The organism is Paraburkholderia lebeckiae (genome assembly GCF_050436325.1).
In the GTDB taxonomy this organism is placed as follows: Bacteria; Pseudomonadota; Gammaproteobacteria; order Burkholderiales; family Burkholderiaceae; genus Paraburkholderia; species Paraburkholderia tuberum.
In genome coordinates this window covers 2,516,309-2,539,487 of the sequence record NZ_JBNDLZ010000003.1, presented here as the reverse complement: position 1 = coordinate 2,539,487, position 23,179 = coordinate 2,516,309, and the positions used below count along the sequence as shown (strand labels likewise).

General features: G+C 61.3%; 20 protein-coding genes and 1 pseudogene. 9 read left to right on the top strand and 12 right to left on the bottom strand.

Translation table 11 applies throughout. The features are described from left to right. The first annotated feature begins 15 nt into the window (after positions 1-15). Positions 16-1,020, top strand: a complete 1,005-nt coding sequence (gene araH, locus OKW44_RS29590) for an L-arabinose ABC transporter permease AraH (protein ID WP_026225528.1) — start codon at positions 16-18, stop codon at positions 1,018-1,020. Between the two features lie 249 nt (positions 1,021-1,269). On the opposite strand, the gene sap1 is transcribed toward araH, so the two are convergent. After that, on the bottom strand, positions 1,270-1,608 hold the full coding sequence (gene sap1, locus OKW44_RS29585) for a surface attachment protein Sap1 (RefSeq protein WP_018418921.1): 339 nt from the start codon (positions 1,606-1,608) through the stop codon (positions 1,270-1,272). A gap of 617 nt (positions 1,609-2,225) precedes the next feature. Between sap1 and OKW44_RS29580 the strand changes: the two genes are divergently transcribed. Further along, entirely contained in the window at positions 2,226-2,405 is a 180-nt protein-coding gene (locus OKW44_RS29580) for a hypothetical protein (RefSeq protein WP_026225529.1), read from the top strand. 203 nt (positions 2,406-2,608) lie between these two features. Here the strand turns inward: OKW44_RS29580 and OKW44_RS29575 are convergent, their stop codons facing one another. Both OKW44_RS29575 and OKW44_RS29570 read right to left on the bottom strand, forming a co-directional pair. After that, positions 2,609-3,034, bottom strand: coding sequence for an HIT family protein (locus OKW44_RS29575; protein ID WP_026225530.1), 426 nt, complete (start codon positions 3,032-3,034; stop codon positions 2,609-2,611). 102 nt (positions 3,035-3,136) lie between these two features. After that, entirely contained in the window at positions 3,137-4,072 is a 936-nt protein-coding gene (locus OKW44_RS29570; protein WP_018418924.1) for a GlxA family transcriptional regulator, read from the bottom strand. A gap of 174 nt (positions 4,073-4,246) precedes the next feature. Between OKW44_RS29570 and OKW44_RS29565 the strand changes: the two genes are divergently transcribed. After that, on the top strand, positions 4,247-5,086 hold the full coding sequence (locus OKW44_RS29565) for an SDR family NAD(P)-dependent oxidoreductase (protein WP_018418925.1): 840 nt from the start codon (positions 4,247-4,249) through the stop codon (positions 5,084-5,086). 29 nt (positions 5,087-5,115) lie between these two features. Here OKW44_RS29565 and OKW44_RS29560 read toward each other — a convergent pair. After that, positions 5,116-6,230 (bottom strand): annotated as a pseudogene (locus OKW44_RS29560) (diguanylate cyclase). A gap of 285 nt (positions 6,231-6,515) precedes the next feature. Between OKW44_RS29560 and OKW44_RS29555 the strand changes: the two are divergent. Further along, positions 6,516-6,845, top strand: coding sequence for a hypothetical protein (locus OKW44_RS29555; RefSeq protein ID WP_018418927.1), 330 nt, complete (start codon positions 6,516-6,518; stop codon positions 6,843-6,845). A 98-nt stretch (positions 6,846-6,943) separates the two neighbouring features. Here the strand turns inward: OKW44_RS29555 and OKW44_RS29550 are convergent, their stop codons facing one another. The 3 genes from OKW44_RS29550 to mnmE form a co-directional block, all read right to left on the bottom strand. After that, complete coding sequence (locus OKW44_RS29550; protein WP_162633912.1) at positions 6,944-7,105, bottom strand: cytochrome c-type biogenesis protein CcmH; 162 nt, start codon at positions 7,103-7,105, stop codon at positions 6,944-6,946. Positions 7,106-7,348: 243 nt separating this feature from the next. Continuing rightward, a complete protein-coding gene (locus tag OKW44_RS29545; RefSeq protein WP_018418929.1) occupies positions 7,349-8,539 on the bottom strand; it encodes a tyrosine-type recombinase/integrase in 1,191 nt (396 codons plus the stop codon). Between the two features lie 184 nt (positions 8,540-8,723). Beyond that, a complete protein-coding gene (gene mnmE, locus OKW44_RS29540) occupies positions 8,724-10,118 on the bottom strand; it encodes a tRNA uridine-5-carboxymethylaminomethyl(34) synthesis GTPase MnmE (RefSeq protein WP_018418930.1) in 1,395 nt (464 codons plus the stop codon). A 382-nt stretch (positions 10,119-10,500) separates the two neighbouring features. On the opposite strand from mnmE, the gene OKW44_RS29535 reads away from it, so the two are divergent. Beyond that, on the top strand, positions 10,501-10,908 hold the full coding sequence (locus OKW44_RS29535) for a helix-turn-helix domain-containing protein (RefSeq protein ID WP_018418931.1): 408 nt from the start codon (positions 10,501-10,503) through the stop codon (positions 10,906-10,908). Positions 10,909-11,045: 137 nt separating this feature from the next. Here OKW44_RS29535 and yidC read toward each other — a convergent pair whose 3' ends face one another. From yidC to rpmH, 4 genes are all read right to left on the bottom strand, one after another. Continuing rightward, the gene (yidC, locus tag OKW44_RS29530; protein ID WP_018418932.1) at positions 11,046-12,704 is read right to left on the bottom strand and encodes a membrane protein insertase YidC; all 1,659 of its coding nucleotides are present in this window, start codon (positions 12,702-12,704) and stop codon (positions 11,046-11,048) included. A gap of 30 nt (positions 12,705-12,734) precedes the next feature. Continuing rightward, complete coding sequence (yidD, locus tag OKW44_RS29525; protein WP_084753997.1) at positions 12,735-12,965, bottom strand: membrane protein insertion efficiency factor YidD; 231 nt, start codon at positions 12,963-12,965, stop codon at positions 12,735-12,737. 112 nt (positions 12,966-13,077) lie between these two features. Beyond that, positions 13,078-13,557: a ribonuclease P protein component gene (rnpA, locus tag OKW44_RS29520; protein WP_035470493.1), complete on the bottom strand. Its 480-nt coding sequence runs from the start codon at positions 13,555-13,557 to the stop codon at positions 13,078-13,080. A gap of 19 nt (positions 13,558-13,576) precedes the next feature. Beyond that, positions 13,577-13,711, bottom strand: coding sequence for a 50S ribosomal protein L34 (gene rpmH / locus OKW44_RS29515; protein WP_004198824.1), 135 nt, complete (start codon positions 13,709-13,711; stop codon positions 13,577-13,579). Between the two features lie 383 nt (positions 13,712-14,094). Here rpmH and dnaA point away from each other — a divergent pair, with 383 nt between their 5' ends. The 4 genes from dnaA to OKW44_RS29495 all read left to right on the top strand — a co-directional run bounded on the left by dnaA (position 14,095) and on the right by OKW44_RS29495 (position 21,420). Beyond that, on the top strand, positions 14,095-15,693 hold the full coding sequence (dnaA, locus tag OKW44_RS29510) for a chromosomal replication initiator protein DnaA (RefSeq protein WP_026225531.1): 1,599 nt from the start codon (positions 14,095-14,097) through the stop codon (positions 15,691-15,693). 530 nt (positions 15,694-16,223) lie between these two features. Beyond that, on the top strand, positions 16,224-17,327 hold the full coding sequence (dnaN, locus tag OKW44_RS29505) for a DNA polymerase III subunit beta (RefSeq protein ID WP_018418935.1): 1,104 nt from the start codon (positions 16,224-16,226) through the stop codon (positions 17,325-17,327). A gap of 114 nt (positions 17,328-17,441) precedes the next feature. After that, positions 17,442-19,913, top strand: coding sequence for a DNA topoisomerase (ATP-hydrolyzing) subunit B (gene gyrB / locus OKW44_RS29500; RefSeq protein ID WP_018418936.1), 2,472 nt, complete (start codon positions 17,442-17,444; stop codon positions 19,911-19,913). A gap of 511 nt (positions 19,914-20,424) precedes the next feature. Next, complete coding sequence (locus tag OKW44_RS29495) at positions 20,425-21,420, top strand: dienelactone hydrolase family protein (RefSeq protein ID WP_018418937.1); 996 nt, start codon at positions 20,425-20,427, stop codon at positions 21,418-21,420. Between the two features lie 797 nt (positions 21,421-22,217). On the opposite strand, the gene OKW44_RS29490 is transcribed toward OKW44_RS29495, so the two are convergent. After that, entirely contained in the window at positions 22,218-23,171 is a 954-nt protein-coding gene (locus OKW44_RS29490; protein WP_280784537.1) for an IS5 family transposase, read from the bottom strand. Positions 23,172-23,179: the final 8 nt, after the last annotated feature.

Below are 23,179 nucleotides of genomic sequence, written 5' to 3'. Positions count from 1 at the left end.
AATGGAACAGACATCATGAATACACCTTCCACCGATTCCTCGACCCCCGCCGTCGCCTCCGTGGGCTTGACCGCGCGCGCCGCGCGCATCTGGGACCTCATTAACAAGTCCGGCATCGTGATGGTGTTCGTCATCCTGTTCGCGGTGCTGTCGTTCACGGTCCCAGACTTTCTGAGCACGCGCAATATCCAGGGCCTGCTGCTGTCGGTCACGCTGATCGGCTCGATCTCCGTCACGATGATGTTCGTGCTCGCGCTCGGCGAGGTGGACCTGTCGGTGGCGTCGATCGTCGCGTTTTCGGGCGTGGTGGCTTCCGTGCTGATCACCGCGACGCACAGCGTGTTAGTCGGCATCACGGCCGGCGTGCTCGCGGGCGGCGCGGTCGGGCTCGTCAACGGCACGCTGGTGGCACGCTACAAGATCAACTCGCTAATCGTCACGCTCGCGATGATGGAGGTCGTGCGCGGCCTCGCGTACATCACGTCGAACGGCGACGCGGTGATGATCTCCGAGGAGCGCTTTTTCGATCTCGGCGGCGGCTCATTCCTCGGCATTTCTTATCCGATCTGGAGCAACATCGTCGGCTTCGTTCTGTTCGGCTTCCTGCTGAAAAAGACCGTGTTCGGCAAGAACGTGCTGGCCGTCGGCGGCAATAGCGAAGCGGCTGTGCTCGCGGGGCTACCCGTCACGCGGATCAAGATCACCGTGTTCGTGCTGCAAGGCCTCGTGACCGGCTTCGCAGGCGTGATGCTCGCGTCGCGCATGAGCCTCGGCGATCCGAAGACGTCGGTCGGGCTCGAGCTCGGCGTGATTTCCGCGTGCGTGCTCGGTGGTGTGTCGCTGACGGGAGGTGTCGCGACGATCTCCGGCGTGCTGGTCGGCGTGCTGATCATGGGCTCCGTGCAGGACGCCATGAGCCTGCTGAACGTGCCGACGTTCTATCAGTATCTGATTCGCGGCGGCATCCTGCTGCTCGCGGTTCTGTTCGACCAGTTCCGCCGCAGCAAGCGCGTGCACTGACGCGCCGTTGCTCGTGGCCGGTTTCCTGCGCTTTGCGAGAAGGCGTACTGCCGATGCGGGTCGATAAAACCCGCATCGGCTTTTTTATTGCAGGAAGCCTGGCAGTATCAAAAGCAATAAAAAACGGCTTGGCATCGGAATGCCCAAGCCGTTTCCTTTAGCTCACGCGTTCACGCCTGCGACTTTTAAAGCCGCAGCGGATACGCATGCGACCGTATTCCGGCTTTTGCCGGAATACCGGTGTTGTACTTATTGCTTGATGAATCGGTCGTTCGCCCAGAGCCCCTCGGTATCGCTATTGGCTGAATTCACGAACTCGACGTCGTGGCCGACCACGCGCACCACGCGGAAACTCGAGTCGGTCGGAGTCGACACGCATTGATATCCGGAGAAGAATTCCTGCATCTGCTGCTGTTCACCGGCTTGCGCGTGGTGATCGGCGGCATCGAGCTTGTCCTTCGATACGCAGCCATAGGCATTGGCCTTGAACTGGATCGTTTGCTGCGGCTTGATCACGACGTCTTGCGCCTGAACGCTAGCGGCAGCCAAACCCGCGATGGCGAAAACAACGGCAATTCGAGTTTTCATTCGTTCCTCCGGGCGGGCCGAAAAAATCTCGGTTAGCTATGTATTTAACTTTAACGGTGGACCCGCATCTCGCACTCTAGGAGAACCGATGAGAACGACAAGCACATCTTGTGTGCGGTCGCAACAGTGGCGAATTGTCGCACCTCCTGTCGAAGCTGATTAAAGCTTGAGCACGCGCGTAATCGAATGGCAATGAAACGAATAACTAAAAAGCCGATCCTTGCATGGCTTTAGCTGGTAAAGCTTTGCGCGCGCATTCACGTAAACGCGTAGCGTCAATTAAGAAATTTAATACAATTTAATCAATGGTTTGTGCATCGCACACAAAGTCAATCCGCAGGCAAAAGCTGCGATGCGCAATAACGCGGCAGGTGCAGAAAATAAACAGTGCCAGCCGTCTATCACGGGTTTCGGTGACACGCTTGCAACGCGCCATTGCCGAAAACGCACGAAAAAAGCCGCGCGGCGCAAAGCCACATGGACAGGCGAGGGGGCGCAATCGCAGTGCGATGTACCCTTCGCGTGCCGCCTGAATCCAAGTCGATCTTCGTTGAGCCGACATGCGGGTACAGGCGGTGCTCTACAATGAAAACGAATCTCCGACATTGGAGGCTATCGTGAACGAGCACGTAATACTCGGGATTTTTCTGGTCGTTCCGTTGCTGATCGTCATGTTTCTTTTTTCCGACGAACTGTGGCAGGAGCATCGAGACCTGCACAACGGACGGCCGTTGCCAGCGCGTCCCAGACGCATCGACTGGCGGCATCCGCTACGCCGTTCGCGCAAGCGGCTCTGAGATTGCGAAGCGGGTCCCAAAGAAAAAAAGCCTGCCACAGGGGCAGGCTGAAAAAAGAGATCCACACTCAATGCCTTGAACACAAGGCAATAGCAGTCTAGTCGCGACGCGCCAATCGGTGGTTTCAACGGCTTTTACAGTTGTTACCGGGCGTGACCGTAATGTGGGGCGCGACGTTGCGTCGGCAGCCCTCGCGTCGCGCGTCAATGGGCGCGCCAGTGCGCGCGAATCCGTTTGGCGAGCGCCTCGAGCGTGTCCGGATCGGCGACCTCGCGCGCATGCAGCTTCAGCGGTTGGCCTTCCCAGCGCGGAATCACATGGAAGTGGACGTGCGGCACTGTCTGTCCCGCCGCCGCGCCGTTGAACTGGCCGATGAACACGCCGTCAGGACGCAGTGCCGCGCGCACCGCGATCGCAAGCCTTTGCGCCATGCGCGTCGACGCGACGAGCGCCGCATCCGACAGATCGAAAATTTCCGCGACCGCTTCCTTCGGCACGACGAGCAGATGGCCGTCGGCTTGCGGCATCAAGTCCATGAAAGCCAGCGCCTGGTCGTTTTCGGCCACCTTGATGCACGGTAGTTCGCCGCGCAAGATTTTGGCGAACGGGTTGCTGTCGTTGTAGCTCATCGCGTTTCCTTTCATTTGGGCTGGGTTCGATTCACGGGTCGAGCGGGATACTGTTTTTTGCGTAGCTTCGCACCGCGGGTTTCCTATTCTCTACCCGAACGCTTACGTCACGCGTGCGGCACGCCGGATCGCTTGAGGCGGCTGGCCGAACGCGCGCAAAAACGCGCGCCGCATCCGCTCGGGGTCGATGAAGCCAGTGTCGGCTGCGACGGTTTCGATCGAATGACGGCCGGTTTCGAGCATTGTGCGAGCCGCTTCGACACGTAGCGCCTCGATCGCGCGGGCCGGCGACTGGCGCGTCTCGTCGCGAAACGCGCGGCTGAACTGGCGCGGGCTCAGATGCGCGACGTCGGCGAGTTGCTCGACAGTCAGCGGCTCGCGCAGATGGCTCTTCGCATACGACAGCGCGTTCTGGATCCGATCGGATTTCGGTTCGAGATCGAGCATCGCGGAGTACTGCGATTGCCCGCCGGTGCGCCGGTGATAGACCACGAGCTTTTTCGCGATCACGCGCGAAACCGCGACGCCGAGGTCGTTCTCGACGAGCGCGAGGCACAAATCGATACACGCGGTCATGCCGGCCGACGTCCACACCGAGCCGTCGACGATGAAGATGCGGTCCTCGTCGACCCGCGCGCGCGGAAAGCGCCGTTGCAAATCGCGCGCATGCGCCCAGTGCGTAGTCGCCTGGCGGCCGTCGAGGATGCCCGCTTCGGCGAGCACGAACGCACCGGTGCAGATGCTTGCGGTGCGGCGCGAGGCGGCGAGGGCGTCGTTCAGAAACGCGAGCAGCCCCGGCGACGACGGCGCGATCTCCATCGCGCCGGTGACGATCACCGTGTCGTAGGCGGGATCGCCGAACGGCCGCGTCGCGACCTCGACGCCCGCCGAGCTGCGCACCATGCCGCCGTGCTCGGAGATCACCGCGACGTCGTACGCGGGCTCGTCGGTGTCCTGATTGGCGAGTTCGAAAATCGATACCGCGACCATGTCGAGGATCTGAAAGCCCGGAAAGACCACCACGCCGATGCGTTTCATGTGTGATGTCCTTAAACGAGGTAAATACGACATTTGAGACAAAACGGTACGCGCGTAAACTCAGCTCGTCAACACCGCCGTATCAGCGCAAAGCCGCCAGGCGGCGAGTTCACGGATGGTCCCATTCACCGGACAGGGCGGCCGCATCATGCGCAGCCCGCAAGGAGAGCTTCAATGGCAACGCAGGCAGACAAGGGCGTACAAGGCAATTCGAACGAAGGCAAGGGTACGGCGGTGGTCACGGGCGCATCGTCGGGTATCGGCGCGGTCTACGCGGACCGGCTCGCGCGACGCGGCTACGACCTGCTGCTGATCGCGCGCGACGGCGCGCGCCTTAGCAGCCTCGCCGACCGGCTGACGAAGGAAACCGGCCGCCGCGTGAGCACCGTCAGCGCCGATCTGACCGACAAGGCCGACGTGCGCCGCATCGAGAACCAGTTGCGCGCCGAGCGGGGCATCACGATGCTGGTCAACAACGCGGGCGTCGGCGCGACCGCGACGCTGATCGACTCCGACATCGATGAACTCGAGCAGATGATCGAGCTGAACGTGACCTCGCTCACGCGCCTGACGTCGGCAGTGTTGCCGGGCTTCATCGCGCGCGGCGCCGGTACGGTGATCAATATCTCGTCGATCGTCGCGCTGGCGCCGGAATTGTTGAACGGCACCTATAGCGGCACCAAGGCGTACGTGTTGAACCTCACGCAGTCGCTGCATCACGAGTTGGGCGACAAGGGCGTGCGGCTGCAAGCGGTGTTGCCGGGTGCGACGAGCACCGCATTCTGGGATCGCGCGGGTCTAGCGGTCGAGAACCTGCCTTCGCAGATCGTGATGAGCGCCGAGGACATGGTCGACGCAGCGCTTGCCGGTCTCGACCAGGGCGAGCTGGTGACGATCCCGTCGTTGCCCGATGCCGCCGACTGGGAGCGTCTGAACAGCGCGCGTTTGCATCTGCAGCCGAATCTGTCGCGCAGCGCGCCGGCTGAGCGCTATACGCGCGCCGTGGCGGCGTAAACCGAAGGTTGAGGAGGGCGGCGCCAGACTCAGCCGCTCACGGCCACCTGATTCTTGCCGTCGTGTTTCGCGCGATACAGGCCGACGCCGGCCGCCTCGATCAGCGTCGTGACCGGTTCGGCGGCCGACGGCACCACCATCGCCGCGCCGATGCTGATCGTGACGACGCCCTCTGCCGAGCCCGCATGGGTGATCGCGCGGTCTTCGACCGCGATGCGGATTTTCTCCGCGAGCAGGCGCAAGCCGCCCGCCGACGTGTCCGGCACGACCACCGCGAACTCCTCGCCGCCGAAGCGCGCGGCGAGATCCAGTGAATGGCCGAGGCACGCTTCGATCGTATGCGCGACGCTCTTCAGCACTTCGTCGCCGGCGACGTGCCCATAGGTGTCGTTGTAGCCCTTCAAGTGATCGACGTCGATCATCAGGAGGCCGAGGCCGGTCTTGTTGCGGCTGCCGCGGTGCCATTCGGCGGCCAGATACTGGTCGAGGTAGCGGCGGTTCGACAGGCCGGTCAGACCGTCCAGATGCGTGAGCCGCTGCAACTCCAGATTCGTCGCCAGCACTTGCCGCTGAGATTGCCGCAGCGCGTGATACGCCTCGTCGCGTTGCAGCAGGTGTAGATACGAGCGCGAGTGATAGCGGATGCGCGCTATCAGCTCGATGCGGTCGGGCAGCTTCACAAGGTAGTCGCTCGAACCGGCCGCGAACGCCGCGCTTTTGGCGAGCGGCTCTTCGTCGGTCGACAGCACGACAATCGGGATGTCGCGAGTGGCGGGATTCAGCCGGTATTGCCGCACCAGCATCAGACCGTCGCCGTCCGGCATCACGAGATCTTGCAGGATCACCGTCGCGCGCGTTTCCTCGGCGCAGCGCACCGCGTCTTCCCATGACGCGCAGTAGCGAAAGTCGATGCCCGGCTCGTCGGCGAGCGCCTCGCGCACCCCTCGGCGATGACCGCCTGGTCGTCGACCAGCAGCACCATGATCGGGCACTCGGCCGCCGGCGGGCCGGCGAGGATGCGCGCGAGCGCGTCGTCGCAGCCGAGACTGGGCTCATCCTCAGCGACGAGCGCGTGCGCCCGCGCGTTCGCGTCGTCTGCGGGATGCAGCGTTGTGGCGTTCTGGGGCGGTTTAGAGGTGTCCATGTGGTTCGGCCAGAGTGAAGTTCAGGAAGGGCACGTCAGGTTGCGGGGAGGCGAGGCGCTCGTTGACCGCTGCCATTGGTCAGATAATAGTCGGCGCCCGGATCAAGGCCAGCGCGGCGATCTTCGCCGCGATGCCTGGATGAAAAGCAGCGCAATGCCCTGCGTGGGTTAACGTGTCCAATGTTATGCACCTGTTACAGAGTTAATGTCCGGTTACCAACTGCAGCATCTATTTCCGCGCGCGCCGGCGACAATTCGTCCATGCCTGAACGGCGGGAGCTCAATATGAAAAAGATCGCAGTGGCGTTGGTAATGGCGGGTAGTTTGACGGTGGCGGGCCAGGCGTCCGCGCACGGACACGGCGGTGATGTGGTGGGTGCGCTGATTGGCGGCGCGGTGCTGGGCGCGGTGGTCACCTCGGCGTTGACGCCGGCGCCGGTGGTCGCGTATCCGCAGCCGGTCTATGCCGAGCCTGCGTACCAGCCCGCGCCGGCTTACGCGGCACCGCCGCCCGGATATTGTTACGACCAGTATCAGCGCGCCTATGTCGCGTGCGGCGCACCGCCGCCCGGACGGTACGGCTACGCGCAACCGCAACCCGAGCCGCAGTGGTGAGCGCGGCACGGCTCTGATGCGCGGATGATTCAGCCGAACAACGCGCAGACAAAAAGGCCGTCGCCCAATGCGACGGCCTTTTCCATTTGAGGCACGGCTTAATGCTTGTGATGCAGCCACTCCGCGTAATGCGTGTCGAGCCAGCGCTCAAGCCTGGGCGGCCTGGACGGGTCGCGGTGACGCGACGCCATCCAGATGGCAAAGCCGACCACCAGCATGACGGCGGGCCCCATCAGATAGGCGAGCATTGATTCAGGCATCGGAACCTCCGTATCGGCTTGCATCCATCTCTCAGTGTAGGCGAAGGAAGCGGGGAAAGAACGACGATGTCAAACGGTCCAGAGAAGCGAAAAAAGGCGCATTTGCGCCCGGTTTGGAAACCTTTTTTGATGATTTTTCCTTTATTTGCTTAGCGTCTGGGCGAGCTCGCATTAGCCTGTGTACCAGCCTGTTACCGGCCTGACGGCAAGCGTCACATGGCGCCAAAACCCATGACAAAGCCGTCAAGCCGTCCCGTTCGCCGTCTGCCGCGCGACTTCCATCTGGCTATCGACAAAGTCCGCCCAACTCTGAAGCATGCGACGCTGCCACGCCGCTTCGTCGGTTGCTTCATGCTTCGCGATATCGCCCCCCGCGGCTGATTGCTGTTCCATGTCGCGCAGATGCGACGACGCGGTGCGACGAAAGTCATGCAGCACGAAATGCTCCACGTCGAGCCCCAATGCCTTGACCGCCTGGTTCAGCGTGCTTTTCGCGATCGGCCGATCGTCGCCCCTGACGCTCGGGAACACGAACGTCTCGCTGGTGCGCCCGCGCTGCAGCTCGCGCAGCAGCGCAACCGCCTGGCGCGGCAGACGGACGACGCGGTCCTCGCGCGCGCTCAGGCGCGCGGCGGGGATCGTCCACAGCGCGTTGTCGAGATCGAACTCGGCCCATGTCGATTCGACGAGGTCCGATTTGCGTGCCATCGTCAGCACCAGCAGATGCAGCGCGAGCTTCAGCGGACGGCGGATATTGGATGTGTCGATCGCGCGCAGCATGACACCGATCTCGGCGCCGGACAGCACGCGGGTGCGGCTGTCGAAGGTCGCGATCGAGCGCGCCGGTACGACTTCCGCGGGATTGCTGGTCGCGAGCTGGCGCCCGATCAGGTATGCGTACAGGCGCTTCACGACGTTGCGCGTGTGCAGCGCCATTTTCGGCGAGCCGCGGCTTTTGATGCGCTCGCAGATCGCGACGACGTCGTCAGCGGTGACCGCGCCGATCGGCTTGTTGCCGATCGCGGGCAGCACGTCCTTGTCGAGCGCGCGCCGCGTGGTGCGGCGATATTCATCCGACTTGCCGGCCAGCGCCGTCGCGAGATAAAGCTCGGCCGCTTCGCGCAGCACGTCGGCCTTGCTCTCGACACCGCGATCGCGCCGCGCGGTGGCGACCGGCGAGATGCCCTGCGCGACGAGCGCCGCGTACCTCTGCGCCTTCGCGCGCGCGACGCGCAGCGAAATCATCCGGTAATCGCCTATGGTCGCGAGCGGCTGACGCTTGCCGTTCAACGTATAGCGGAAGCGCCAGACCTTGGTGCCGGTCGTCATGACCTCGATCACGAGGCCGTTGCCGTCGGCGACGCAGTAGCGGGTCGCGCGCGGTTCGAGCGCGCGGATCTCGGATTCGGTGAGCGGAGTGGCGAGGCGAGGCATGCTTTGGGGACGCTGGACGTTCAGGCTCGGACAGCGTGGATTTTAAACCTTTGCCCGGTTGTGTACCAAAAATCCGGTGGGTTTTTGGTCGACGGAGCGCGATTTTCGCGTGCGCAGCGGCGCCGCCGATTCGGCCACGAGAGGTTATATGACGGCCCGATTGCGCCGACGCACAAGTTCGGCGTTACTTGCCGATACAGAATCGGCTGAAAATCACGCCGAGCAGATCGTCCGAACTGAACTCACCGGTGATCGAGTTTAGTTGATCCTGCGCGAGCCGCAATTCCTCGGCGAACAGATCGAGCGCCTGCGCGTTCTGTTCCGCATGCGCGGCGGCGGTCGCCAGATGCTCGTCGGCCGCGCGCAACGCGATCAGGTGCCGCTCGCGCGCGAGATAGACGCTCTCCGCGCCCGCCTGCCAGCCGGCAATCCGCAGTAGTTCGTCGCGCAGCAGCGCGACGCCGTCACCCTTCTTCGCCGACAGCCGCACCTCGCTAAGTTCGAGGTCGGCGTCGAGCGCCTGCGTCGCGGGCGCGAGCCCTGTCAGATCGGTCTTGTTCAGCACGCGGACGACGGGCACGCCGCGCGGAAAGCGTCCGGCGATCGTTTTGTCGTCGGCCGTCATTCCGGCGCGCGCGTCGAGCAGATGCAGCACCACGTCCGCGCGCTCGATCTCGCCCCAGGTGCGCTCGATGCCGATCTTCTCGACCTCGTCCTCGGTCTCGCGCAGACCGGCCGTGTCGATCACGTGCAGCGGGATGCCTTCGATCTGGATCGTCTGCGCGACCTTGTCGCGCGTCGTTCCGGCGATCGGCGTGACGATCGCGAGTTCGGCGCCGGCGAGCGCGTTCAGCAGCGACGACTTGCCGACGTTCGGCTGCCCCGCCAGCACGACCGACAAACCCTCGCGCAGCAACGCACCCTGGCGCGCCTCGCTCAGCACGTGCGCGAGACGCTCGCGTATGCGCGCGAGCTTGCCGCGCGCGTCGGCGGCTTCGAGGAAGTCGATTTCCTCTTCCGGGAAGTCGAGCGTCGCTTCGACCAGCATCCGCAGCGTGATCACCTCTTCGACCAGCGCGTGGATGTCGCGCGAGAACGCGCCGTCGAGCGAGCGGCCGGCCGAACGCGCGGCGGCCTCGGTGCTCGCCTCGATCAGATCGGCGACGGCCTCGGCCTGCGCGAGGTCGAGCTTGTCGTTCAGAAACGCGCGACGCGTGAATTCGCCGGGCTCGGCGAGCCGTAGACCGAACGCGCGGCCGGCGTCGATGCAGCGCTGCAGGACCAATTGCAGCACGACCGGGCCGCCATGACCTTGCAGTTCAAGCACGTGCTCGCCGGTGTACGAGTGCGGCGCCGGAAAGTACAGCGCGATGCCGCGATCGAGCGGATTGCCGCTCGCGTCGAGAAACGGCACGTAGCTCGCGTGACGTGCCGCGAGCGTCTGGCCGGTGAGGGCCTGCATCAACGGCTGGGCCGCCGCCGCGCCAGCGCGGCCGAACGAAATGCGCACGACGCCGATGCCTCCCCGGCCGGGCGCGGTAGCAATGGCAACGATGGAATCGGAGTCGGTCGTGAGCATGTGAAGTCGGGCGAAACGGGAGGGGCAGGGCAGGGCCGCGTCGGTCGAGCCGGCGCGAGGCATTGTAACGCGCGCGCCTCGCACTGAAGGGCTGGCGACCAGGACGCGAAGCGGATGACGTGCCCGTTTGCACCTTTCGTTTGAACAACTCGGATTTATCCCAATTAAGCTAGGATCATTACCGCCCTACTTAGGAACAGTTGAGACTCGGCAGGAACTGCAGTTCGGGCAAAGCCAAGCCTGGCAATCGAGAGATGAAAAAAATCAAATTCGCGCAACGCGTTATGGGGCGCGCGCTGCAAGCTAAAACTATCTCAAATAAGAGAAAGCAAAGCTTGATCGGTTGTCAACTGGCTGAACTCTGAATTGCACAATCTGGCCCATGCCGACCGACAAAGAAAAAGCCGCCTTCGCCAAGAGGCTGAAGGATCTGCTCGAGCCGCTGAAAATCCGCGGCGGGACCAAACTCGCCGAGCAATTCAATCTTCGCTATTACGGCGAGCGGCCCGTGACGCCCCAGACCGCCCACAAATGGCTGACGGGCACGACGATTCCGAAGCCGGACAAGTTGCGGACCCTCGCCGAATGGTTGAACGTCAAGGAGCACTGGCTCCATTACGGACCACCGCCCGGCGCCAGCGCACGACCGATGGCACGTGGCGAAAAATATCCACCGACACCCGAAACGATCGAACTCGCTTCGAAGATCGCATCGTTGACCCCGAAGGACCGGAATCTGGTCGAGGAAATGATCGTGCGTTTTTACGGCGAAGATTCCGACGAAGAGTGAACGACGAAACTCAAGCGCAGCCGCCCGCCGCATTTTCTTCAACCGCACCATAAAAAAAGCCGCCCGGTTCGCACCGGGCGGCTTTTCGTTTTCAGCTTGCGTCAAGGCGGCCCTGCGGGCCGCCGCCGGACGGAACATCAGGCCGGCTTCGCCTTCGAGCTGCCCATCATCCGCGTGATGTAGTACTGCTGCGCGATCGACAGCACGTTGTTCACGACGTAGTACAACACGAGACCTGCGGGGAAGAAGAAGAACATCACCGAGAACGCGATCGGCATGAACATCATCATCTTCGCCTGAACTGGGTCGGGCGGAGTCGGGTTCAAGCGGGTCTGCAGGAACATCGACACGGCCATCAGGACCGGCAGGATGAAATACGGGTCCTGCTGCGACAGATCCTGGATCCATAGAATCCATGGCGCGCCGCGCATTTCCACCGACGACAGCAACACCCAGTACAGCGAGATGAACACCGGAATCTGGATCACGACCGGCAGACAGCCGCCGAACGGATTGACCTTCTCGGTCTTGTACAGCTCCATCAGCGCCGCGTTCATCTTCTGCGAATCGCCCTTGAAACGCTCGCGCAGCGCCTGCATGCGCGGCGTGATCGCCTTCATGCGCGCCATCGATTTGTAGCTCGCGGCCGACAGCGGGAAGAACACCGCCTTGATCAACACCGTGAGCAGCACGATCGACCAGCCCCAGTTGCCGACATAGCTGTGAATCTTCGACAGCAGCCAGAACAGCGGCTTCGCGATGATCGTGACCCAGCCGTAGTCCTTCACCAGATCGAGACCCGGCGCGATACCTGCGAGCATCTTTTCTTCTTCCGGACCGGCGAACAGACGCGCGGACACGCTGACGGTCTGGCCCGGCTGGATGGTCGGCATCGCCTGCTTTATGCCGACGCGATACAGCGACGGATCGATCTTCTCGGCGTAGAACTCGCGCTTCACGCCTTCCTGCGGAATCCAGGCCGACGCGAAGTAGTGCTGGACCATCGCGACCCAGCCGTCGTTGGCCGACGTCGCGAAATCTTGCTTGTTCTTGTCGAGATCGCTGAACGTCATCTTCTGGAAGTGATGCTCGTTCGTGTAGACAGCCGGTCCGATGAACGTGTGCGAGAAGCGCGGCGTTTCGACCGGCTGGTCGTCGCGCACGAGCTCCATATAGAGTTGCGGCGTCACCGGCGTGGTGCCGACGTTCTGGACCTTCGTCTCAACGCCGATCACGTAGCTGCCACGCGTGAACGTATACGTCTTGATGACCCGGAGGCCGCCCTTTTCCGGCGACTCGAAGCTCATCTGGAACGAGTTCTGGCCGTCGGCCAGATGGGTCGGCTGATTCGGCATCAGCGTAAAGACGTCGTTGTGATTCGGGAAGTCACCGCCGAGCAGGCCGGTGCGCGCCAGATACGTGTGATTGTTCGTTTTGTCGAACAGCGTGATCACGAGATCCGGCTGCTTGCCGTCGCCCTGCTTGACGAGCGACAGGCGCGACAATGTGCCACCGCGGGTGTCGATTTCGCCGCTATAGACGTCGGTGCCGAACTTCACGAGCTGCGATTGCTCGGCCGCTGGCGCGTTGCCCGGCGCGGCCGCGTTGGTGGCCGGCAGATCGGCCGGCTGGCTGCCTGGTGTCGTGGTGCCCGGCGCGGCGCTGCCGGCGGTCTGGGTCGGCGTCGTGCTCGGGAAGAACATCGACGGGCGTCCGTGGTCGCGTTGCCAGTTGTCGAACAGCATGACAGCTGACATGAAAAAGATGACCCATAGGACGGTGCGTTTGATATCCATGCGTTGTCTCAGTGTCGATGGAACGGCGCGTCAGCGCTTTTCAGAAGTGGGTGGCGGGACGAGATCGATGCCGCCCGCGGAAAACGGGTGGCAGCGGCAAACACGCCTCACGGCGAGATAAGTCCCGTGCGCGGCGCCATGATACTGGATTGCCTCGCGCGCGTAATCAGAGCAGGAAGGGTAAAAACGGCACCGGTTGCCGAGCATGGGGCTCACGGCAAGCTTGTAAAAGCGCAATAAAGCGAAGAGTACCGTTTGCATGACTGGTGCGGCGGTATGGCGCCGCGCAACGTGAAGTACAGGACGGCGCCCGCGCTCTGAAGCTGCCGGCGCAACGCCCGTTGCGGCGACCGTGGTGCGGGCGGTCACTGCGTCATTCCGTCTTGGGCGCCTCCGCGGGCGGCACCTGACGACGGGTAATTTCGCGCGCTGCCTTGTCGAGCAGCGCCTCGATTTCGCTGCGGCACAGCGCCTTCAACGGCGACGACGACGCGCTCGGCAAAGCTTTTTTGTCGAAACGCGTGTGTAGACGCAGCAGCACATCCCAACCGCCGAATTCCGCGCGACGCAGCCGGAAGGCTTCGCGCGCGATCCGGCGCACCAGATTCCGCGTGGCCGCGCGCGGCGCATACTTCTTACCGATCACGAGGCCAAGACGCGCCTCGTTGCCGGTGGGCCGGCCGTACACGACGAAGTGCGCGGTACGGCGCCACGGCCGCAAACGAAAAACGGATGAAAATTCATCCGTTTTTAGCAGCCTTGCGGCTTTGGGGAAAGCGGCTTGCGCTCGCAACGGAACCGAGCCCGGTTGCTGCGCCCCGGCCGCTCCCGCTTCGCCGCAGGCTTCGGTCACAGCGCGCAATCCGCTTGCCTTAGATCGCGAGGCGCTTGCGGCCCTTCGCGCGACGTGCGTTGATGACCTTGCGGCCGCCAGCGGTCTTCATGCGAACGCGGAAGCCATGGGTGCGCTTGCGACGGGTAACGGAAGGTTGGTAAGTACGTTTCATGTTGCTCTCACTTGATCGAAAAAAACCGCGCGATCATCGCTGAAAGCGCAATGGCCGGTGGTTTGCTGAAATTGGTTTTCGCGGAACCCGCTATTTAAACTGGTTTTCCGTTGGCCGTCAATAGTTTAGCCGTCGTCCGGCGCAGCCGGGGTTTGCCGGACCGGGCGATCGGTCCCTGTGGATAACTCACTTTCGGGTCCGTTTTGGCGTTAGAATCTCGCCTTACTTCCCAAAAATGTTGCACGCCGCTCCGGCACGCTTGTCCCGCAGACCCTTGTGGCACAGGCGCCTGGGGCCGTTACGCCTGGCTGCTCAGGGCCTTGTTGCGCGCGCGCGACTGGGGCAGCGGCGACCGCCGTGCACACCATAACGATAGCAACTTGATGAACGAATTCTGGCAACACTGTTCCGCATTGCTGGAGCGTGAGCTTACGCCCCAGCAGTACGTGACGTGGATCAAACCCTTGGCCCCGGTCGCCTTCGACGCCGATGCGAACACGTTGAGCATTGCCGCGCCGAACCGCTTCAAGCTCGACTGGGTCAAGAGCCAGTTCTCCGGCCGCATCGCGGATATGGCCCGCGATTTCTGGCATGCGCCGGTGGACGTGCAATTCGTATTGGATCCGAAGGCCGGCATGCGTGGCCCAGCGGCCGGGGCGCCGGCTCCGTCGTCGGCACGCCCGACTTCGGCCGCGCCACAGGGCGGTAATGCCGGCGGCGGCGCGGCCGTCGATGCGGCTGTCGGCGCCGTGCAGGCCGCGCATGCCGCGCGCGCGAATCCCGCAGCCGCGGCTGCGGCGCTCGCAGCGCAAAACGCGAATTCGCGCAACGCCGCCGAAGACGCCGCAGACCTCGATTTGCCGAGCCTGGACGCGAACGAAGCCGCCGCCGGACGCCGCACGTGGCGCCCAGGCCAAGGCGTGGGCGCGGTGGCATCCAGCGAGAGCGACTCGATGTACGAGCGCTCGAAGCTGAACCCCGTGCTGACCTTCGACAACTTCGTGACCGGTAAGGCGAATCAGCTCGCGCGCGCCGCGGCGATCCAGGTCGCCGACAACCCCGGCATTTCGTATAACCCGCTGTTCCTGTACGGTGGCGTGGGCCTCGGCAAGACTCACCTGATCCACGCTATCGGAAATCAGTTGCTGATGGACAAACCCGGCGCGCGGATTCGCTACATCCACGCGGAACAGTACGTGTCCGATGTCGTGAAGGCGTACCAGCGCAAGGCGTTCGACGACTTCAAGCGCTACTACCACTCGCTCGACCTGCTGCTGATCGACGATATTCAGTTCTTTTCGGGCAAGTCGCGCACGCAAGAGGAATTCTTCTACGCTTTTGAGGCGCTGGTCGCCAACAAGGCGCAAGTGATCATCACGAGCGATACGTATCCGAAGGAAATTTCGGGTATCGACGATCGTCTGATCTCGCGCTTCGACTCCGGCCTGACGGTGGCGATCGAGCCGCCCGAACTCGAAATGCGCGTCGCGATTCTGATGCGCAAGGCGCAATCGGAGTTCGTGAGCCTGAATGAGGACGTCGCGTTCTTCGTCGCGAAGCATCTCCGCTCGAACGTGCGCGAGCTCGAGGGCGCGCTGCGCAAAATCCTCGCGTATTCGAAGTTCCACGGCCGCGAAATCACGATCGAACTGACCAAGGAAGCGCTGAAAGACCTGCTGACGGTGCAGAACCGGCAGATTTCAGTGGAAAACATCCAGAAAACGGTCGCCGACTTTTACAGCATCAAGGTCGCGGACATGTATTCGAAGAAGCGTCCGGCAAACATCGCGCGGCCGAGGCAGATCGCGATGTACCTCGCGAAGGAGTTGACGCAGAAGAGCCTGCCGGAAATCGGCGAGCTTTTCGGCGGGCGCGACCACACGACGGTGCTGCACGCGGTGCGCAAGATCGCCGACGAGCGCAGCAAGGACGCGCAGCTGAATCACGAACTGCATGTGCTGGAGCAGACGCTGAAGGGCTAAACGGGCTGGCGGCACGCGACCGTGAAATGGACGTCGGCGGCAGGAAACGCTGGAAGCGGCTACGCAGCGGTTGAATGAGGCCGCGAAAACGCTGTGAAATAGAGAAACGGGCAGGGGACTCACAACCCGGCGCCGCTGTCGGGTCCGAAGGGGAAAGGACAAGGAACGCGACGGTAAGCGTGCAGAAGCGACGTAAAAGGCGCGGCAAACCCGTGACGAATTTGCGGCGCAACCGGCCAGAAGTGGCGGAAAAACGAGCCTGCGAACCGGTAGCGCCGCGCAGCGGCGCGACAAACCGGCGGCAACCCGGACCACGCCCTACAAAATCGACCTGTTTATTCCCGAACTCGCCCCCAATTTAGTGAGGCGGTCCCGTTTTCAGGCACAATACAAGTTTAACCGCCCGGCGGCGACGGGCGGATTTCACGCCGTGTCGGGCGCTTTTCAGGGCGCCGGCGGGGAGCCGTGGCTGCACGCTGAAAAGCTTGTCCCGTAAGGCGTGCAGGCCGTTATATCAACGAAGGAACCCTATGCAACTGGTCAAGACCGAACGCGATAACCTCCTCAGGCCGCTGCAAACCGTGAGCGGCATCGTCGAACGCCGCCATACGTTGCCGATCCTCGCCAATTTGCTGATCACCAAGAACGGTCCTGAGGTATCGTTCCTGTCGACCGACCTGGAGTTGCAGATCACCACGCGCGCCGATTTCGGTGTGGGCGGCGATTCGGTCGCGACCACGGTGGCGGCGCGCAAGCTCCTCGATATTCTGCGTGCGATGCCTGACGGCCAGGTCACGCTGACGCTGAACGACAAGCGCCTGACCGTGCAATCCGGCAAGAGCCGCTTTGCACTGCAAACGCTCGCCGCGGACGAATTTCCGACCGTCGCTCAGGCCAAAGACTACGGCGCGAGCCTGGTGGTTCCTCAAAAGACGTTCCGCCAGCTCCTCGGCATGGTCCATTTCTCGATGGCCCAGCAGGACATCCGCTACTACCTGAACGGCATGCTGCTGGTGGTGGACGGCGACCAGTTGATGGCGGTCGCGACCGACGGTCACCGTCTCGCGTTCTCGTCGATGAAGATCGAGGGCTCGTTCGCGCGCCAGGAAGTGATCATTCCGCGCAAGACGATTCTCGAACTGCAGCGCCTGCTCGAAGACATCGACGATACGCTGAAGATCGACATCGCGCAGACGCAGGTCAAGTTCACGTTCGGTCAGGTTGAACTCGTATCGAAGCTCGTGGAAGGCAAGTTCCCCGACTTCCAGCGCGTGATTCCGAAGTCGCACAAGAACAAATTCCAGATTGGCCGCGAGGAACTGCAGCGTTCGCTGCAACGCGCGGCGATTCTGACGTCGGATAAGTTCAAGGGCGTGCGCTGCATCGTCGAGCCGGGCCAGTTGAAGATCATGTCGACCAACGCCGATCAGGAAGAGGCGCAGGAAGAACTTGAAATCGCTTACGACGGCGACAGCGTCGATATCGGGTTCAACGTCACGTATCTGCTCGACGTGCTCGCGAATCTGAAGGTCGACATGCTGCAGGTGAGCCTGGGTGATGCCAGCTCCAGCGCGTTGATCACGATTCCCGAGAACGACGAATTCAAGTACGTGGTGATGCCGATGCGCATCTGACACGTCCAACATCAAGAAAAACACCAAGGGGCGCAGCGCCCCTTTGGCGTTTTTATGGCGTTTTGAAAAGTACAGAGCAGCAACCTTGCAGTAGCGCAGAACCGGAAAAAATCCATGACTGAAACGAACAATACGCAGCCCGATAACAGCTACGGCGCCTCGTCCATCCAGATCCTCGAAGGTCTGGACGCCGTGCGCAAGCGGCCTGGGATGTACATCGGGGATACATCGGATGGCACCGGTTTGCACCACCTCGTGTTCGAAGTGCTCGACAATTCGATCGACGAAGCGCTCGCCGGGCATTGCAACGACATCCAGGTGATCATCCACGCGGACAACTCGATCTCGATCACCGACAACGGCCGCGGCGTGCCGACCGGCCTGAAGATGGACGACAAGCACGATCCGAAGCGCAGCGCCGCCGAAATCGTGATGACCGAGCTGCACGCCGGCGGCAAGTTCGACCAGAACAGCTACAAGGTGTCGGGCGGCCTGCACGGCGTGGGCGTGTCGTGCGTGAACGCGCTGTCGGGATGGCTGCGCCTCACCGTGCGCCGCGACGGCAAGAAGCACTTCATGGAATTCCACCGTGGCGTGCCGCAGAACCGCGTGCTCGAAGAAATCGACGGCGTGACCGTCTCGCCGATACAGGTGATCGGCGACACCGAAAACCGCGGCACCGAAGTGCATTTCATGGCCGATGAAACGATTTTCGGCAACGTCGAATATCACTACGACATTCTGGCGAAGCGGATTCGCGAACTGTCGTTCCTCAATAATGGCGTGCGCATTCGTTTGACGGATCAGCGCTCGGGCAAGGAAGAGGATTTTGCATTCGTCGGCGGCGTGAAGGGTTTTGTCGAGTACATCAACAAGAACAAGTCCGTGCTGCACCCGAACATCTTCCACATCATGGGCGAGAAGGATGGCGTCGGCGTCGAAGTGGCCATGCAGTGGAACGACAGCTACAACGAAAACGTGCTGTGCTTCACGAACAACATTCCGCAGCGCGACGGCGGCACGCACCTGACAGGTTTGCGCGCGGCGATGACGCGTGTGTTGAACAAGTACATTGCCGATCATGAGGTCGCGAAGAAGGCGAAGGTCGAAACGTCGGGCGATGACATGCGTGAAGGGCTGTCGTGTGTGCTCTCGGTGAAGGTGCCGGAGCCGAAGTTCAGCTCGCAGACGAAGGACAAGCTGGTGTCGTCGGAAGTGCGCGCGCCGGTCGAAGAAGTGGTCGCAAAGGCGCTCGAGGAATTCCTGCTCGAGACGCCGGGCGACGCGAAGATCATCTGTGGCAAGATCGTCGATGCGGCGCGTGCGCGCGATGCGGCGCGCAAGGCGCGTGAGATGACCCGGCGCAAGGGCGTGCTCGATGGTGTTGGTTTGCCTGGGAAGCTCGCGGATTGCCAGGAGAAGGATCCGGCGAAGTCCGAGATTTATATCGTCGAGGGTGACTCGGCGGGTGGATCGGCGAAGCAGGGGCGTGATCGGAAGTTTCAGGCTATCTTGCCGCTGCGCGGGAAGGTGCTGAACGTCGAGAAGGCGCGTTACGACAAGCTGCTTTCTTCCGAGCAGATCGTTACGCTGATTACCGCGCTTGGGTGCGGGATCGGTAAGGAAGACTACAACCTCGACAAGCTGCGCTATCACCGCATCATCATCATGACCGATGCGGACGTCGATGGCGCGCACATCCGGACGCTGTTGTTGACGTTCTTCTACCGGCAGATGCCGGAGATGATCGAGCGCGGGTATATCTATATCGCGCAGCCGCCGCTTTACAAGATCAAGGCGGGTAAGGATGAGCGGTATCTGAAGGATGAGTCGGAAGTGAACGCTCATATTCTTCGGCTCGCGTTGCAAGGGTCGGAGTTGCTTGCTGCTGAAGGCGCGACTCCGATTACTGGGGATGCGTTGGGTGAGTTGGCGCGGGCTTATCTGTTGGCGCAGGCGGTGGTTAATCGACTCAGCCGTCTGTATGACGCTGGTGCGCTTGAGGCGGTGATGGATGGCGTTGTTATCGATCTCTCCAGCGAGCAGGCGGCCGAGACATCGGCTCGCGCGCTCGAAACGAAGCTGCGGGATGATGCGCTGAAGCCTGAGGTGAAGGTGACCACGATGTATGACCCGGTGCGGGAGTTGCGCTCGCTGCGCGTCGCGCGGACGCATCATGGAAATCAGAAGATCTCCGTGCTCGATGAAGAGTTTCAGCTGACTGCGGATTATCAGCAGCTTGTGAATACCGCTAATACGTTCAAGGGGTTGATTGGCTCTGGCGCTGTGATCAAGCGTGGGGAGCGGAGTATGGCTGTCACCGACTTTAAGAGTGCGATGAAGTGGCTGCTGGCTGATGCTGAGAGGAATATGTCCAAGCAGCGCTATAAAGGCCTCGGGGAGATGAATCCGGAGCAGCTTTGGGAGACGACTATGGATCCTGCGGTGCGGCGTCTTCTTCGGGTGCAGATTGAGGATGCTATTGCTGCTGATGGCATCTTTACTACGCTCATGGGGGATGATGTGGAGCCGCGCAGGGCCTTTATTGAGTCGAATGCGTTGAGGGCGGGGAATATCGACGTTTGAGGGTTGTTGTAGGTAGACGCATAACCTGAGAAAAACGGGCCCATAAGTTGAGAAACTTATGGGTCTTTTTATTAATAGTCAGGCTGATGAACAATACGTCGACGTGCTGATACTGCTGTATTCATCTGCCACGGTCGCTTTATCGATAGCGCAGCGACCTCGCGCGGAGGGTGCGACGACATGAACGCGACGAGCCGACGCAAACCCGAATGCGATTTTTCCGAAAGGGAGGCGGGGCGGCTGACGCCGGTCAAATGCCGTGCGTGATTCAGATAGTAGTTTGGCCACGCTGCGCGTCATCAGGTCGCGCGCCTATCCGGCTTCGGCAACCCAGCCCTACCGGAAGGCGGCGCGCCGACCGCGCTCGGCGACTCCGGACGGCTAAAAGCCATCTGCCATCTGCCGTCACCGTCTGTCATATCACGACAATTCCGTCATTTGCATTGCATTCCTGCCCGGACCGCCTATAACGCTGCATAAATAACTCCGTCCGTACTCAAGGGAGACGGCCATGTTCGCAAGTGTGAAAGGCTTGCCGTTCCTTTTGCTAGTCCTCGTGCTCCTTTGCATTCCGCGCGTCCCCTACGCGCAGGTGGCGCGAATGGAAGTCATTCCATTCGAGTCGATGACGCTCACAGACGAGCAATTTCTGGCCGGAAGCGAAGACGGCAAGCGCGTGACGATAGCGGGTGAATTGCGGCTGCCTCGACCCGGGACCGACAGGCTGCCCGCCGTCATACTGCTGCACCCGTCTGGGGGTATCGGCGGCCAGATAGCGGACTGGGAGCAGTGGTTCCTGTCGTTGGGCGTTGCCACTTTCGTTGTCGACAGTTTCACGAGCCGAGGCATAGAAAACACAATTAATGACCAGAGTCAGCTTGGCAGACTTGCCCAGACAGAAGACGCGTATCGCGCGCTCAGCCTTATTTCCAAAAACCCTCATGTCGACGCGAGCCGCGTGATGCTAATGGGCTTTTCCCGTGGAGGACAAGACACGCTCTACGCGAGCATGGTGCGCTTCCAGAAAGCGCATGCCGATGCGTCCACTCCAGGATTTGCAGCCTATGTTCCGCTTTACCCAGACTGCAGTGCCCACTACCTCGATGACGACAACGTATCAAAGGCTCCCATTCGCATATTCCATGGAAGCGCAGACAACTACGACCCGGTCGCGCCTTGCAAGGCCTATGTGGAACGGCTGAAAGCCAAGGGGGCGGACGTAGAGCTGACCGAGTTTGCCGGGGTTAATCATATTTTCGATGCGCGCGCCTTCGCACATCCAACCCCCCTGCCGAAAGCGCAAACAGTGCGCAATTGTGCATGGGAAGAACACAGCGTGGGACAATTGCTTAACGTCAAAAGCAACCTGCCGTTCTCATATGCGGACCCCTGTGTCGAACGGGGCGTGACAATCGGGTACGACGAAAGCGCGACGGAGCAAACGAAGAAGGCAATAGCCAACCTGGTTACCACTACGCTTAAGCCCACACCGACACGTGCCCCGTAATTCCGTTGAGACCGGCGGGAACAGCATTGCTTTGGGCTGTTACGAAAAACGCGCGGAGATTTGCTTTCTGCGCTTCGAATGAGCCCCGCTGCGCCCAGGTGTTCATCAACACGTTAAGTGAAGGGCTGGGCTTGCTGCTACCGGCTGGTGGTAAGTGTCGATTGCGCAACACAGCGTCGATTGAGTCTTATCAAAAAGCCATTTCGCAACGTTTCATCGGACCCGCGTTCGTCCTGATCGAAGACCAACGCATCGCCGCAAATACCAAACGCAATCAACGATCTGCGAATCGCATCGAGTGGCAGTTGCAACGCCCCTCATGGAGAAATTCCGGTTTGCGAGTCTCGACTTTGGATAGTCTGCCGTTGGAGATCCGCGGGTCGCCGCTATTCAGTTGCCGCTAACGAGATCTTCAAAAAATGGCCTTTTCACTCGAGGCTACTTATCCACATCCCCTTTGGACAACTTTTGTAAAAACAGCCGAACACATTGTGGGCGAAATCTTGATAAATGCGCCGCGTTAACTGGTCGGCTAAAACTTCTCCCTGGCTCCGTTATCCTGTCCGCCCGCGCTCCCAAGGGTTATCGATTCTGCAGCGCGTTGATCCGTAAACGAACTTCCAGGTTATCCACAGCCGAACGCCCCACTTGTTAAGGAAGGTCTGCACAACCCGCTTTTCACGCGTTCACATCCAGCGCAGCCTCTGCGTTCAGATATTTTTTGGTGAGTTGATCGCCGTTTTTTTCGCGCGCCGGAGCTCTTCAACCAGACATACGACCCTTATCGACCCGGTGTTTCAAGCTTTGCGCAAAGCTCTACGCGCCATCCATAGATTGCCCAAAGCAAACAGCGTGGTGATCTGGGCGGTGTTCTTCATCAAACCACGATAGCGGGTCTTCATGTAACCGAACTGCCGCTTAAGGATGCGAAACGGGTGTTCGACCTTGGCTCGAATACTCGCCTTCAGGCGTTCGATTTGATCGTATATCGCGTCCAACGAATCACTCATATCCAGTTTCCTGCGCTTTGCCGGTCGCATTGCAACATGCCAACGAACCGCGCCTGCCTCACAGCGCTTTTCGATACCCTGATATCCGGCGTCCGCGTACACGTCCGTTTCTTTACCATGTAGCAACGCCTGGGCTACGTTGATGTCGTGAACGTTGGCCGCCGTTCCAATGACCGTATGAACCAGGCCCGACTCGGCGTCCACGCCGATATGCATCTTCATCCCGAAGTACCAGTTGCCACCTTTCTGCGTTAATTGCATTTCCGGATCACGTGTGCCGGAGCCATTTTTTGTCGAACTGGGTGCGGCAATCAGAGTGGCGTCGACTGCCGATCCAGTCTTGAGCATCAGGCCTTTCTCCGTCAGGATTTCATTGACCAGCGCCAGCATTTGCACTGCCAGTCCGTGCGTTTCCAGCAGATGGCGGAACCGGAGAATCGTGCTTTCATCCGGCAAGCGAACCATCCCGCCGTCGAGACCCGCGAACTCGCGATAAAGCGGCACGTCATAGAGTGCCTCTTCCATTGCAGGGTCTGACAGACCGAACCATTGCTGCATGAAATGAATCTGCAACATCGTCGCAATCGGGAACGGCGGCCGACCGGTTTTGCCCGTGGGATAGTGCGGCTCGATCAGCGCAATCAGCTTCAACCAGGGCACAACACGCCGCATCTCATCGAGAAATTCCCGTTTGCGCGTGCGCTTCGTTGACAGATCCAGACCAAGACCAAGTTGCGCCATCACACTGC

Excerpts from the sequence above, each read along its gene's own strand:
- araH (WP_026225528.1), top strand. The coding sequence starts at position 16 with ATGAATACACCTTCCACCGATTCCTCGACCCCCGCCGTCGCCTCCGTG.
- sap1 (WP_018418921.1), bottom strand. The coding sequence starts at position 1,608 with ATGAAAACTCGAATTGCCGTTGTTTTCGCCATCGCGGGTTTGGCTGCC.
- OKW44_RS29575 (WP_026225530.1), bottom strand. The coding sequence starts at position 3,034 with ATGAGCTACAACGACAGCAACCCGTTCGCCAAAATCTTGCGCGGCGAA.
- OKW44_RS29570 (WP_018418924.1), bottom strand. The coding sequence starts at position 4,072 with ATGAAACGCATCGGCGTGGTGGTCTTTCCGGGCTTTCAGATCCTCGAC.
- OKW44_RS29565 (WP_018418925.1), top strand. The coding sequence starts at position 4,247 with ATGGCAACGCAGGCAGACAAGGGCGTACAAGGCAATTCGAACGAAGGC.
- OKW44_RS29555 (WP_018418927.1), top strand. The coding sequence starts at position 6,516 with ATGAAAAAGATCGCAGTGGCGTTGGTAATGGCGGGTAGTTTGACGGTG.
- OKW44_RS29550 (WP_162633912.1), bottom strand. The coding sequence starts at position 7,105 with ATGCCTGAATCAATGCTCGCCTATCTGATGGGGCCCGCCGTCATGCTG.
- OKW44_RS29545 (WP_018418929.1), bottom strand. The coding sequence starts at position 8,539 with ATGCCTCGCCTCGCCACTCCGCTCACCGAATCCGAGATCCGCGCGCTC.
- mnmE (WP_018418930.1), bottom strand. The coding sequence starts at position 10,118 with ATGCTCACGACCGACTCCGATTCCATCGTTGCCATTGCTACCGCGCCC.
- OKW44_RS29535 (WP_018418931.1), top strand. The coding sequence starts at position 10,501 with ATGCCGACCGACAAAGAAAAAGCCGCCTTCGCCAAGAGGCTGAAGGAT.
- yidC (WP_018418932.1), bottom strand. The coding sequence starts at position 12,704 with ATGGATATCAAACGCACCGTCCTATGGGTCATCTTTTTCATGTCAGCT.
- yidD (WP_084753997.1), bottom strand. The coding sequence starts at position 12,965 with ATGCAAACGGTACTCTTCGCTTTATTGCGCTTTTACAAGCTTGCCGTG.
- rpmH (WP_004198824.1), bottom strand. The coding sequence starts at position 13,711 with ATGAAACGTACTTACCAACCTTCCGTTACCCGTCGCAAGCGCACCCAT.
- dnaA (WP_026225531.1), top strand. The coding sequence starts at position 14,095 with ATGAACGAATTCTGGCAACACTGTTCCGCATTGCTGGAGCGTGAGCTT.
- dnaN (WP_018418935.1), top strand. The coding sequence starts at position 16,224 with ATGCAACTGGTCAAGACCGAACGCGATAACCTCCTCAGGCCGCTGCAA.
- gyrB (WP_018418936.1), top strand. The coding sequence starts at position 17,442 with ATGACTGAAACGAACAATACGCAGCCCGATAACAGCTACGGCGCCTCG.
- OKW44_RS29495 (WP_018418937.1), top strand. The coding sequence starts at position 20,425 with ATGTTCGCAAGTGTGAAAGGCTTGCCGTTCCTTTTGCTAGTCCTCGTG.
- OKW44_RS29490 (WP_280784537.1), bottom strand. The coding sequence starts at position 23,171 with ATGGCGCAACTTGGTCTTGGTCTGGATCTGTCAACGAAGCGCACGCGC.